This is a genomic window from Necropsobacter massiliensis (assembly GCF_000827595.2).
GTDB classification, from domain to species: domain Bacteria; phylum Pseudomonadota; class Gammaproteobacteria; order Enterobacterales; family Pasteurellaceae; genus Necropsobacter; species Necropsobacter massiliensis.
Map to the genome: position 1 here is coordinate 20,577 of NZ_LN776179.1, position 13,747 is coordinate 34,323.

The 13,747-nt window shown below is 47.1% G+C and carries 11 protein-coding genes; 10 read left to right on the forward strand and 1 reads right to left on the reverse strand.

The features are described from left to right. Positions 1-59: 59 nt before the first annotated feature. Positions 60-944, reverse strand: coding sequence for a methylenetetrahydrofolate reductase (gene metF / locus BN3349_RS02165; protein ID WP_040975658.1), 885 nt, complete (start codon positions 942-944; stop codon positions 60-62). Positions 945-1,178: 234 nt separating this feature from the next. On the opposite strand from metF, the gene BN3349_RS02170 reads away from it, so the two are divergent. From BN3349_RS02170 to BN3349_RS02215, 10 genes are all read left to right on the forward strand, one after another. Continuing rightward, positions 1,179-3,281 carry a hypothetical protein gene (locus BN3349_RS02170; RefSeq protein WP_040975659.1) on the forward strand — a complete coding sequence of 701 codons (2,103 nt, stop codon included), beginning with the start codon at positions 1,179-1,181 and terminating at the stop codon, positions 3,279-3,281. A 140-nt stretch (positions 3,282-3,421) separates the two neighbouring features. Then, positions 3,422-4,804 carry a prephenate-dependent tRNA uridine(34) hydroxylase TrhP gene (gene trhP / locus BN3349_RS02175; protein WP_040975660.1) on the forward strand — a complete coding sequence of 461 codons (1,383 nt, stop codon included), beginning with the start codon at positions 3,422-3,424 and terminating at the stop codon, positions 4,802-4,804. A gap of 214 nt (positions 4,805-5,018) precedes the next feature. Further along, the gene (gene queA, locus BN3349_RS02180; RefSeq protein WP_040975661.1) at positions 5,019-6,110 is read left to right on the forward strand and encodes a tRNA preQ1(34) S-adenosylmethionine ribosyltransferase-isomerase QueA; all 1,092 of its coding nucleotides are present in this window, start codon (positions 5,019-5,021) and stop codon (positions 6,108-6,110) included. Between the two features lie 137 nt (positions 6,111-6,247). Beyond that, positions 6,248-7,393: a tRNA guanosine(34) transglycosylase Tgt gene (gene tgt / locus BN3349_RS02185; protein WP_040975708.1), complete on the forward strand. Its 1,146-nt coding sequence runs from the start codon at positions 6,248-6,250 to the stop codon at positions 7,391-7,393. Between the two features lie 21 nt (positions 7,394-7,414). Beyond that, on the forward strand, positions 7,415-7,927 hold the full coding sequence (locus BN3349_RS02190; RefSeq protein ID WP_040975662.1) for a hemerythrin domain-containing protein: 513 nt from the start codon (positions 7,415-7,417) through the stop codon (positions 7,925-7,927). 14 nt (positions 7,928-7,941) lie between these two features. Beyond that, positions 7,942-8,163, forward strand: a complete 222-nt coding sequence (locus BN3349_RS02195) for a sulfurtransferase TusA family protein (protein WP_032109808.1) — start codon at positions 7,942-7,944, stop codon at positions 8,161-8,163. 124 nt (positions 8,164-8,287) lie between these two features. Then, positions 8,288-8,590 carry a preprotein translocase subunit YajC gene (yajC, locus tag BN3349_RS02200; RefSeq protein WP_032109807.1) on the forward strand — a complete coding sequence of 101 codons (303 nt, stop codon included), beginning with the start codon at positions 8,288-8,290 and terminating at the stop codon, positions 8,588-8,590. A gap of 34 nt (positions 8,591-8,624) precedes the next feature. Continuing rightward, positions 8,625-10,475 (forward strand): protein translocase subunit SecD, encoded by a 1,851-nt coding sequence (secD, locus tag BN3349_RS02205; RefSeq protein WP_040975663.1) that lies wholly within the window; start codon positions 8,625-8,627, stop codon positions 10,473-10,475. Positions 10,476-10,565: 90 nt separating this feature from the next. Continuing rightward, positions 10,566-11,459, forward strand: a complete 894-nt coding sequence (gene secF / locus BN3349_RS02210) for a protein translocase subunit SecF (RefSeq protein WP_370738129.1) — start codon at positions 10,566-10,568, stop codon at positions 11,457-11,459. A 104-nt stretch (positions 11,460-11,563) separates the two neighbouring features. After that, complete coding sequence (locus BN3349_RS02215) at positions 11,564-13,720, forward strand: transglycosylase SLT domain-containing protein (RefSeq protein WP_052461925.1); 2,157 nt, start codon at positions 11,564-11,566, stop codon at positions 13,718-13,720. Positions 13,721-13,747 lie beyond the last annotated feature (27 nt).

Consider the following 13,747-nt stretch of genomic DNA (forward strand, 5'->3'; position numbering starts at 1 on the left):
CCGCACTTTGAGCATACGATGCAAACAAAGTGCGGTGTAAAATTCGACTGCTTTGTGCCTTATTCCGTCGGACGTACGCCTAAGGTATGGCAAATCGCATACGTCAGTTCACTGCGGTTTAGGGTATAGAAATGGAAATCCTTCACGCCTTCGCGCGACAATACGCGCACCATATCCATCGCAACGCTGGCGGCAACCAGATTGCGCGTGGTTTGATCATTGTCCAGTCCATCATACATTTTTGCCAGCCAGCCGGGAATTTTGACATTGGTGATCGCCGCCATTTTTTGCAATTGTTTGAAATTCGTCACTGGCAAAATGCCCGGTACGATTTCCGCATCAATCCCCACCGATGCACAACGATCACGAAAGCGCAGGTAGCTGTCCACATCAAAGAAAAACTGGGTAATGACATGATTGGCGCCAGCATCAATTTTGCGTTTCAGGTTGATTAAATCCGCCTGCGCCGATTTGGCTTCCGGATGCACTTCCGGATATGCTGCCACCGAAATGTCAAAATCGGCAACGGAACGCAACAGTGCCACTAAATCCGCGGCATAAAACGGTTTTTTGGCATAACCGGGCGGCTCGTCGCCGCGCAGTGCCACAATGCGACGAATACCGCTGTTCCAATAATCCTGCGCGATTTGTTTTAACTCCGCCGGCGTGGCGTCAATGCCGGTCAAATGCGGCGCTGCTTCTAGACCGGTTTCCTGCTTAATCCGCTTCACTACGCTGTGTGTGCGATCACGTTCGCCGGAATTGGCGCCGTAAGTCACCGAAACGAATTTCGGCTTCAATACTTTCAAGCGCTGAATGGAATCCCACAGAATCTGTTCCATTTTTTCGTTTTTTGGCGGAAAAAACTCAAATGACACATTAATTTTTCCGTTGATATCGGTAATATGATTGTTCAACGTATCAATTTCTTTGGCATAACTCATAATCTTTTCACTCCCCGTTCTGCCGTATTTTCGGTCGCTTATTATCAATCATCCATCCATGTGAATATGAATAATCAACGGATTTCAGTATTAAAATTAACCATAAAATGAATATGTGTCAATTTCAAATATTTCATTATTTTTATGAGCGGAATTCATAATAAACTTATTTGTAGTCGTCTGGTGAATTCGCTATACTCAAGAGAATTTCAACTTGTTAAGCTTAGGAATAAGATGAATAAAAAAGCCAAAGTCACCTTGACCTTATCTGCCATCGCCGTCGCTTTAGGGATCGGCGCTCAATTTTACACCAATTACAAAATTGATCAGGTTTTACAGAATTTTCCTTATTCGTTGCGCGATCAGCTGACCTTGAACGTCAGCCAGCAAAACGCCAATTTCTTCAGCCGGGAACTGATGTTCAGCATTACCGACGCCGACGCGCAAAAAACCGATATTATCAGCACCAAACTGACCGCACTGCCTTTCGCCGTAACTGCGGAATCGGAGCTGCCGCAAAATCTGGTGCGCGAGTTGAATAAAAAACTGAAGATCACCATTGATAAAAATATGATCAGCAGTAAATTTTCGGTGATCGGTGATTATCTGCAATCCAGCATTTCCACTCAATTCCGTGATTTGGCAAATACCTCACAGACGCTGGAAATTGATCTGAATTTTGCATCCAAAACGAAATTTATGGAAATTCAAAGCAGACTAACGGGCTTTAATTATGACGCCAATTCTAAACTCAACGGGTTGAAAACTAATCTGACCCTCGTTCCAGTCGGGCGCAGCCAGTATGATCTGGCGGATCTTGATCTCAGCCTCAACGATGCAGATATTTATCTGCTGGACGGTGATAACACGCACATTCGGCTCAACAAACTCAATTACAGTGTGAATAAATCGGTGTCCGCCGATACTTATGATCTCAATACGAATCTCAGCGGAGAAAAAGTGTATCTTTCCGACAAAAACCGCAAAGAGGATAAAATCGAAATCAGCGGATTACAAATTTCCACTGCCCAAAACGGCATCCCAAACGAACTGGTTTTCGCAAATATCCTAAATACGTCGGACAAAAACAGCATTGATTATCCGAAAGCGATCAACCTGTTATTGGATCTTTTATTTAATAACCGGCAATCGGAAGCCAATATCAGCATCACGGCATTAAATGTGCCGCAACAACAGCAAACCACCTTTGCGCTGAAAAATGCCAATTTGGCGTTTAAAGGCAATTATCAGGATAAACAAAATGCCGAATTTAATCTGACCTTTCGCCTTGACGAACTGAACGCCAATCCGCAAACAAAACGACCGCTGAAGATAAGCGGCATTGAGCTGGAAAACAACGTCTCCCGTTCCGATTTAGCCGCCCGTTTAACTTGGCTGAAAGGCGCTTTTGCGTTATTTAACCGCACGCCGGATAACAATGAACACCAAGCACCGACAAAAGATAATCCGGAATTTTTGACGGCATTAACGGATTTCGCACACAATTTCAATGAAACCACGGCGCTCAAATTGCGTGTCAACAGCCTGTCTTGGCAGGAAAATACGCAGGCTAACGGATTAAACCTAAACTATAGCGAAGCACCGACAGCGCAGAACGGCTATGCCATTCAACTTAACGGCAGCTTGGAAAAATACCGCAACGAACAAGACGGGCTGCAACTCAGCAACCTTAGCCTGAACCTGCCAGCGAAGGTAGACGATTTTCAGCGCCTGCTGCCGTATTATATTTGCTCTCAGCACCTTATCGACACTTACTGCGCCGCCAATTTGACAGAGCAAACCTTAGCCAAACAATGGGTTGATGTGATCAATGTCGGCTTTAGTATAACCGGCGATATCAGCGCCAATTTGGATTCCGTGCCGGCAAGCGAAAATGCCGACATCAACGCGTCGTTGAAGGTCAATATTCCGCCGTCGGCAAACGATAAAAGCGAAAATCATGCAACCCTGATAGGTGAACGTCTGGAACAAGCCGATACGGTTATTACGCTGACTGTGCCGACCTTATTGCTCAGCGACGAAAACCCAATCAAAGCCAAGCTGAAAAGCGAAAGCCGCTTCTGGCGCGGGCTAAATACTATCATCAAGCCGGACAATCAGTTATCCCGTTACTTCGTAGAGGAAAATGATCGCTATACGTACCGTTTTGAGAAAAATGCAAACGGTGAATTTGTTAACGGCAAACCGTTGTCGCAGCTGGAACAGGAAATAGAACCAGAACAGCAACAGACCACACCGCAAACGGAAGAACACCAACAGCACCCGGATCCGGCAATCGCACCGGCAGAAACCGACGCACTACAGCCGACACAATAAAGTGCAAAGTGCGGTGAAAAAATTGAAAATTTCCACCGCACTTTCTTTACAAATCGGAAAATCCTCCTACAATAGCCTTTCCCTAAACGACCTGCCCACGCGGCAGGTTCTGACTTGTAATCAGACACAAAGAGACATTTATGACAACTCCGTTCAAGCCCGAACTGCTTTCGCCGGCAGGTTCGCTGAAAAATATGCGCTATGCTTTCGCTTACGGCGCCGATGCGGTATATGCCGGTCAACCCCGCTACAGCCTGCGCGTACGCAACAATGAATTTAATCACGCCAATTTAAAAATCGGTATCGATGAAGCCCATGCCTTAGGCAAAAAATTCTATGTGGTGGTCAATATCGCGCCGCACAACTCCAAATTAAAAACGTTTATCAAAGACTTACAGCCGGTCATCGAAATGAAACCCGACGCGCTGATCATGTCCGATCCCGGTTTAATTATGCTGGTACGCGAACATTTCCCGCATATGGATATTCATCTGTCGGTGCAGGCTAACGCAGTCAACTGGGCAACGGTAAAATTCTGGCGGCAACTGGGGCTGACCCGCGTGATTCTCTCGCGCGAGCTGTCGCTTGAAGAAATCGGCGAAATTCGTCGACAGGTGCCGGATATCGAAATTGAAATTTTCGTACACGGTGCCTTATGTATGGCTTATTCCGGACGTTGTCTGCTGTCTGGCTATATCAATAAGCGCGATCCAAATCAGGGCACTTGCACCAATGCCTGCCGCTGGGAATATTCCGTTAGCGAAGGCAAAGAAGACGAAATCGGCAATATCGTTAACGCCGCGGAGCACATTCCGGTCAAAAATATTGCCCCGACCTTGGGCGACGGCGCGACAACCGATAAAGTGTTCCTACTGGCGGAAAGTCAGCGCCCGGAAGAAAAAATGTCTGCTTTTGAAGACGAACACGGCACCTATATTATGAATTCAAAGGATCTGCGCGCTGTACAGCATGTGGAACAACTGACAAAGCTGGGGGTTCATTCGCTGAAAATCGAAGGGCGCACTAAATCCTTCTATTATTGTGCCAGAACCGCACAGGTATATCGTAAAGCCATTGACGATGCGGCGGCGGGCAAACCGTTTGACCCAAGCCTGATGGATACGCTGGAAAGCCTTGCTCACCGCGGTTATACCGAAGGTTTTCTGCGCCGCCATACGCATGACGAATATCAAAATTACGAGTACGGCTACTCGATTTCCGAACGTCAGCAGTTTGTCGGCGAGTTTACCGGCATGCGCAAAGGCGGTTTGGCGGAAGTGGCGGTAAAAAACAAATTTTTACTCGGCGATGAAGTGGAATTAATGACGCCACAGGGCAATATCGTATTTACTCTCAAGCGCCTGCTTAACCGCAAAGGTGAAAATGTAGATACCGCTCCCGGCGACGGACATTTTGTCTTTCTCGACGTGCCGGAAGAAATTGATCTAAATTACGCCCTGTTAATGCGCAATTTAATGGGTACGGATACCAGAAATCCGCATAATAAAAAAGCGGCTGAGTGACAATAATATTTTGTTAAAAATATGTTGCAATTGTAAAACTTATGTATATAATAGAGCCGTACCCTAAAAAGTATGACTCCAAATATATTCGCCCTTTCTGTTGAAAGGGCATTTTTTTGCGACAATATTAAAACCGAATTTTACTTGTACTCACCGACAATTCGCACTAGACTACGCCATTCAGTTTTTTAATCTGCAAACAAAAAGTTATTCTATGCGTGTTTCCGATTTTTATTTTGATTTACCAGACGAATTAATCGCCCGTTACCCGAAACCCGAGCGCACCGCCAGCCGTTTGTTACAGCTAAACGGCGAAAACGGTGAAATTTTTCACCGCACTTTTACCGATATTGTGGCATTGATTAATCCCGGCGATCTGCTGATCTTCAATAATACTCGTGTCATCCCGGCGCGGATATTCGGTCGCAAAGCCAGCGGCGGCAAAGTAGAAGTATTGGTCGAGCGAATTCTGGCAGAAAACCGCTTGCTCGCGCATATCCGCGCCTCCAAAGCACCAAAAGAAGGCGCCGAATTATTGCTGGGCGAAGACAAATTAGGCGCAGGCAATGGTATTGCCGCTACTATGATTGCGCGTCAGGGCGCATTATTTGAGCTGGAAATTGCCGAAAAAAACACCGCACTTTTCGATTTGTTGCAGCAAATCGGTCATATCCCGCTGCCGCCTTATATTGATCGTCCCGATGAAGAAGCGGATAAAGAACGCTATCAAACGGTCTATAATAAAGTGCCGGGTGCGGTAGCCGCGCCAACCGCGGGGTTGCATTTCGACGATGAATTACTGGCTAAACTAAAACAAAAAGGCGTGAATTTCGCTTTCGTCACGTTGCACGTCGGCGCCGGCACATTTCAACCGGTGCGAGTGGAAAATATCGAAGATCACATTATGCACGCCGAATACGCGCAGGTGTCACAAGAAGTGGTCGATGCCGTGCTGGCGACCAAACAACGCGGCAAGCGTGTTATTGCCGTCGGTACCACGTCCGTGCGTTCCATCGAAAGCGCTGCATTAGCCGCAGAACAGCAAGGTTGCGGACAATTACTTGTACCCTATTTCTCCGATACCTCGATCTTTATCTATCCCGGCAAAACCTTTCGAGTTACCGATTGCTTAATCACAAACTTCCACTTGCCGGAAAGCACCCTGATTATGCTGGTCTCAGCATTTGCAGGTTATTCGCACACCATGGCGGCGTATCAAAGTGCGGTGAAAAATCACTACCGTTTTTTCAGTTACGGCGATGCGATGTTTATCACCAAAAATGCGCATGTGGTGGGATTGGATTAAGTTTTTCAATCTAAAAAATAAATTTTGCTGATCATACTTTCTTTTGTGCAAGCAAAAGAAAGTAGATTCACACAACACCGGATATAAAGACAAAAGCCCTCGAACTGTTTATTCGAAAAGGAAAAATAACAATGACTATGAAATTTACACTGCATAAAACCAACGGTACGGCTCGTCGCGGTACGATGACATTTAACCGCCCGCAGGGCGAATTTGAGGTTCAGACCCCCGCATTTATGCCGGTCGGCACCTACGGCACAGTAAAAGGCATGACACCGGAAGAAGTGCGCGCCAGCGGTGCTGAGATCTTGTTGGGCAATACCTTTCATTTATGGCTGCGACCGGGGCAGGAGGTCATGCGTAAGCACGGCGATCTGCATGATTTCATGCAATGGCATCGTCCGATTCTGACCGACAGCGGCGGTTTTCAGGTATTCAGTCTGGGCAAACTGCGCAAAATTAGTGAGCAAGGGGTGAACTTCCAAAATCCGATTAACGGCGAGCGGATTTTTCTGTCACCGGAAAAATCCATGGAAATTCAATATGATCTTGGCTCCGATATTGTAATGATTTTTGATGAATGTGCGCCCTATCCGTCCACGTTCGACTATACCAAAAAATCCATGGAAATGTCGCTGCGTTGGGCGCAACGCAGCCGTCAGCGTTTTGACGAACTAGGCAACGGCAATGCGCTGTTCGGCATCGTGCAGGGCGGCGTGTTTGAAGAGCTGCGTAAAATTTCCCTTGAAGGGCTAATCAATATCGGTTTCGATGGTTATGCGGTAGGCGGTCTGGCGGTGGGCGAACCGAAAGAAGATATGCACCGCATTCTGGAATATGTCTGTCCGCAATTGCCGACAGATAAACCGCGCTATTTAATGGGAGTGGGCAAACCGGAAGATCTGGTGGAAGGCGTGCGTCGCGGTATCGATATGTTTGATTGTGTTATGCCGACCCGCAATGCTCGCAACGGTCATTTGTTCGTCAGTGACGGAATTGTGAAAATCCGCAATGCGAAATATCGCGATGATACGACACCACTTGATCCGGAATGCGATTGCTATACCTGCACGCATTACACCAAATCCTATTTGTATCATTTGGATAAATGCGGAGAAATTCTGGGGGCGCGATTGAACACCATTCATAATCTGCGTTATTATCAACGCCTGATGCAACAAATCCGCACCGCGATTGAGGAAGACCGCTTTGAGCAATTCGTACAGGATTTTTATGCTCGCATGGGTAAGCCCGTTCCGCCGCTGCAATCCACCGCCGCATAGTGTAAAGAGAAAGAAAACAGAATGCTTAATTTCAATACGCCGCCTTCCGTAGGCTGGGATGATCCCATTGATATGCTATATGCCTGTCACGGTAAAGTGAAAGGGTTCTGCCGCCAACTGCGGATTCTGCCCGAGTATTTACAGACGAAGGGAATCAATCAAGCGGTAAAAAACGATGTGCGGCAAATTCTGACGTATTTCAATCACTCGGCGCCGCTGCATCATGAAGATGAAGAAAAAGATTTTTTCCCGGCGTTGCTTAGATATGTGCCTGATGCCCAACAGGATATTGATGCTCTTGAACGGCAGCATCTTGATTTGCACCAAAACTGGACGCGCCTGTCCGTCCAGTTGGAAGCGCTGTTAAATGATGAACGTATGGATGTTGACCGCACCTTAATTGATGCTTTCATCGCCGCTTATGACCGCCATATCGCGCGCGAAGAGCCGTTGTTTGAATTAGGCAAGCAGCAACTGTCGATAGACGAACTGCAAGCCATGGGAAAAATAATGGCGGCGCGACGGAAAATATAAGGCGAGCGCACAAGATGACTGAATATGCACTGGATTTAACCGAATTCAGCTGTCCGATTCCGTTATTAAGAACTAAACGGGCACTGGCTCAATTACATCCACAGGATATTTTATACCTGCACTTGAATCTTTTCAGTTCAATTGATGATTTTCAATTATTATGCCGCCAAACAGGCTGGCGACTTATTCGTATCGAGCAGTTTCCCACATATCAGCGGCTGGTGATCGGAAAATAATTCCGCAGCGCCGTTTTTGTGCGCCTCCAACATAAAATATTTTTCACATTAAGCCGGTTTTATGCTATTTTAGCCACCTGTTTTTTCTGGAATTATGATTAATTTAACTTAAAAAGGATAAAAAATGGAAGCTCAACAAGGTAGCCCAATGTCAATGTTGTTTATTTTCGTGATTTTCGGTCTGATTTTCTACTTTATGATTTATCGTCCGCAGGCGAAACGCAACAAAGCCCATAAACAATTAATGTCCGAGTTGGCAAAAGGAACCAAAGTGCTGACTTCCGGCGGATTAATGGGCAAAATTACTAAAATTTCACCGGACAGCGATGATGTAGTGATCGCCTTAAATTCTAAAACCGAAGTCAGTATTCAACGCAACTTTATCGTTTCCGTCTTACCGAAAGATCAACCAATCAGCGATCTTTAATGTTTAATCTATTCCGCAAGGGAACAGGAAATCTATGTTAAATCGTTACCCTTTATGGAAGAATATAATGGTGATCCTTGTGGTCGCCATTGGTCTTTTATATTCTCTTCCGAACCTTTACGGCGAAGATCCCGCCGTACAAATCTCAGGAACCCGCGGACAGGAAGCAAATACCGCACTGCTCAGCGAAGTTCAACAGGTATTAAGCCAAAATCAATTACCGCTTAAATCGATCATACTGGAAAACGGTTCTATTTTAGCCCGTTTCAATAACACCGACGATCAGCTGTTAGCGAAAGACAAAATCACCGAAAAATTAGGCAATAATTATTCCGTCGCCCTTAATCTGGCCCCGGCAACCCCTAAATGGTTAACCGACATCGGTGGCAACCCGATGAAATGGGGCTTAGATTTACGCGGCGGAGTGCGCTTTCTGATGGAAGTGGATATGAACACCGCATTAGGCAAACGTCAGGAACAGCTACAGGATAACCTGCGTACCGAACTGCGCAAAGAAAAATATCAATACAGCGCTATTCGCGGTGGCGAAAACTTCACCACACTAGTCACACTGGCTAAACCGGAGCAATTATCCGACGCACAGCGTTTCTTGCGTAAACAACATCCGACCCTTGAAGTCAACGAAGTTTCAAGCAACACCCTGTCTTTGGGCTTATCCGATACCGCACTGAACGAAGCGCGCGATCATGCCATCGAACAGAACCTGAGCATTCTGCGTCGCCGTGTGGAAGAATTAGGTGTATCTGAACCGGTGATTCAACGCCAAGGAGCAGAACGTATTGTGGTGGAATTGCCGGGCGTACAGGACACCGCACGGGCGAAAGAAATTCTAGGTGCCACGGCGACGCTGGAATTCCGGCTGGTCAACCAAAATGCTAATCTTGAAGCGGCGGCACGCGGTATGGTGCCTTCCGATTCGGAAGTAAAACTGGATCGTAACGGCAATCCGGTCGTGCTGTACAAGCGTGCAGTTCTCGGCGGCGAACATATCACTAACGCCAGTTCCGGTGTCGATCAGAATACTGCCTCTCCACAAGTCAGCGTCACGCTGGACAGCGAAGGCGGTGAGATTATGTCGCAAACTACCAAGCTGAATCTGAAAAAACCGATGGCTACCTTATATGTGGAATATAAAGACAGCGGTAAAAAAGATGAAAACGGCAAAACCATTCTGGCAAAACACGAAGAAGTGATTAATGTCGCCACCATTCAGGGACGTTTCGGCAGCCAATTCCAAATCACCGGCATCGACAGCCCAGCAGAAGCGCAAAATCTGTCCGTGTTACTTCGCTCCGGCGCGTTAACCGCACCAATCCAAATTGTTGAAGAACGCACTGTCGGTCCGTCGTTAGGTGCACAAAACGTTGAACAAGGTCTGAAAGCCGGCGTTTGGGGGCTGGCTATCGTTATTCTGTTTATGCTGGTGTACTACAAACTGTTCGGTCTGTTCGCCAATATCGCCTTAATGGCAAACATGGTGCTGCTGGTCGGTTTAATGTCACTGTTGCCGGGCGCAACCCTGACGATGCCCGGAATTGCCGGTATTATTCTTTCGGTCGGGATGTCCGTTGACGCCAATGTGCTGATTTTTGAACGCATTAAGGAAGAAATGCGTAACGGTCGTTCCGTTCAACAAGCCATTCACGAAGGCTACAACGGCGCTTTCACCAGTATTTTCGACGCCAACCTCACCACTATTTTGACTGCCGTCGTGCTGTACGCCGTCGGTACCGGACCGGTGAAAGGGTTTGCCATTACGCTGTCTTTAGGCGTGGCGATTTCAATGTTCACCGCAATTACCGGAACCCGCATGTTGGTTAACTGGTTGTACGGCGGCAAAAAAGTAGAAAAACTGTCAATTTAACGTGAGGATAAGATTGTGAGTTTATTAACAAAACAGAAAAAAGTTCACGAGTTCCAAGGCGTTAAATTACCTTTCGAACTGATTGAATTTATGAAATACCGCAAATGGGGCTACCTGTTTTCGGTGATTGTCATTGCCGTTTGTTTCTTTTTTATCTTCACCAAAGGCTTTAACTGGGGATTGGATTTTACCGGCGGCACCGTAATTGAAACCCATTTCTCGCAGCCGGCAGAACTGGAGAAAGTGCGCGCAACCTTAAAAGAAAACGGCATTGAAAGTGCGTTGGTACAAACCACCGGCGGCGTGCGTGATGTAATGATCCGCCTGCCGGCAACCGCCAGCGATGCGGAAATCGGCAATAAAATTCAAACCATGCTCGGCAAATTGGATAATAACATCCAAATTCGCAGCGTGGAATTTGTCGGTCCGAATGTCGGCGAAGAACTGACTCAAGGCGCTATTTACGCCACCTTAGCCACGCTACTGATGTTGCTCGGTTATGTCGGAATGCGTTTTGAATGGCGCTTAGGCACCGGCGGCGTATTGGCGCTAGCGCACGATGTGATCGTAACGCTGGGCGTGTTTTCCTATCTGCAAATTGAAATGGATCTCACCTTTGTGGCGGCGATTCTTTCTGTGGTCGGCTATTCACTGAACGACAGTATCGTCGTATTCGACCGCGTGCGTGAAAACTTTCGTAAAATCCGCCGTATCGGAACGATGGATGTGATTGATATTTCCTTGACGCAAACCTTGTCAAGAACTCTGATGACGTCAATCACTACCCTGTTTGTGGTTATCGCGCTGTTCGCATTCGGCGGACCGACCATCCACAGCTTCTCATTGGCATTATTGATCGGTATCGGTTTCGGTACTTACTCTTCAATTTTCGTTGCTATTGCGATTGCTTTTGATCTCGGCTTAAAACGCGAACATATGATCGTTCAAAAGGTAGATAAAGACGCAATTGACGAAATGCCGTAAAATTTCACCGCACTTTTAAACCAAAGTGCGGTCTAATTTAACGTTGTTTATTCACGCTTAAACCCGATTTAGTCGGGTTTTGTGCTATTTAACAGGAATACATTATGCATGCAAAACGGCTTTTACTAGGGCTTCTGTTTTCATCAAGCGCCTGTGTGAGCTTGGCGGCGTATAACCAAAGCGCAACGGTAACAGTCCAAAATCCGACCGCACAAGTGTCATCGGAACAAATATCCGCCGCTTCAGCAAGCCAGCAAGCGCGCGATCCGAATTCAACCGCACAAAAAATCAGCGCGCTGGAACAAGCAATCCAGCGCCTACAAAAGGTCCAGCAGACACAACAACGTCTTGCCCGACAACGCGCCGATTACCAGCGGCTGAGTCAAATGTTAAGCGCATCTTCCAGCGAGAATACCCGTCGCATTGCACGAGATTTATTGGCAGGATTAACCGATTATCCGCTTTATCCTTACGCCGCATATCAGTTGCTTAACGCCAACCAAGACAATATCACGTTGGCTGAAATTCTCGCCTTCCATCAACAAAATCCAAATTTTTCTGTGACGGAGCTCAGCACTAACTGGCTGCAACAGCAGCAGAAAAATCGCAACTGGCGAGAGATTCTGAATAACGCCGAATCGCTGCCGTCGGATCAACGCAGCCGTTGTATTGTCATACAGGCAAGACAGGAAATCGCCAAAACGGATAAAAAACAGACCGCACTTTCCGCCCAAGATCTCACCCAACTTTGGCTGACCGGCAACAGTCTGCCGAGACAGTGCGATCCGCTGTTGGAGCAATGGTCAAAAACCGGCGGCATCACACCTGAGCTGGTTAAACAGCGTGCCTTGCTAGCATTTGAAAAAAACAACGGCAATCTGATTACGCATCTGGAAAGACAGGCGGCTGACGATACACTGAAAAAGTGGCTGGCGGATCTCAACCAACTACTGAACGCGCCGCAGAATCTGCACAATCCACAAAATACGTTTTATATTGACAAATTATCGCCGCATAACGCCGAACACAAACGCCTGTTGCTGACCATAGTCCCGGCGTTCATTAACAAATTAACAGAAACAGAGCTATCCGCCACCGCACCCTTTGCCGTATTTGCCGAGTGGGCGGAACGTTTTGCTTTAACGCCAGCGCAAACCGCGCAGTGGAAAAAACGCTTGCTCGGTCGGATTTTTGATACAGACGATGTCAAGCTACAGCAATGGCGGGACAGTGCATTATTGAATTTAAAAGACGATGGGCTGCTGGAACGGCGCATTCGCCTCGCCATTCGCCAACAAAGCGAAATAGCACCTTGGCTACAGGCCCTGTCGGATAAAGCCGCCGCCAAAGATGAATGGCGTTACTGGTCGGCAAAAGTCTTGCAAAAACAAGGGAAAAATGTACAGGCTCGCGCTATCTTGCAGGCGATGCAAAAAGATGCCGCCGGTTTTTACCCGATGCTGGCGGCTGAAGAACTGGGCATTGACTATCAACCGCAAATGAAAGCACCGACAGCAACGCAAACTCAAACCGAGGTTGCTCAACAATATGCTGAACCGCTGACCCGCATTCAGGAATTGCGCAAGGTTAACGATACGGCAAACTCTAACCGCGAATGGCGGCAGTTACTTGAACGCGCGGATTTCGAGCAAAAATTGCAGCTGGCGGAATACGCCGGACAACAGCAATGGTACGATTTGCAGGTGGAAGCCACCATTCGGGCAAAAGCGTGGGAATTCATTCCATTACGTCTGCCAAATGCTTATCAGGACTGGTTTGATCTGTTCCTAAAAGATAAAAAAATCGACCGCACTTTCGCCATGGCAATCAGTCGGCAAGAAAGCGCATGGCGCCCCGATGTCTCTTCCTCCGCTGATGCGCGCGGATTAATGCAGCTGCTGCCAGCGACCGCCAAACTGACCGCGCAGAAATTCCGCCTACCGTATAGCAATGATAAGCAACTGTTCGATCCGTTTATCAATATTATGCTGGGAACCGCCCATTTGCAGGAATTGTACGATCGCTACGGCAATAACCGTATATTAATCGCCGCGGCCTATAATGCCGGTGCACGACGCGTTGACAGCTGGCTGGAAAAATCTGCCAGCAAGCTGAGCATGGCGGAATTTATTGCATCAATTCCGTTCTACGAAACCCGCGGCTATGTACAAAATGTGCTGACTTATGCCTATTATTATCAATTATTGCAAAATCGTCCGATACAAAAATTTACCCAACAGGAATATAATCGATTATACTAGTGCAACAGTACTATGCTATGAGGGAAA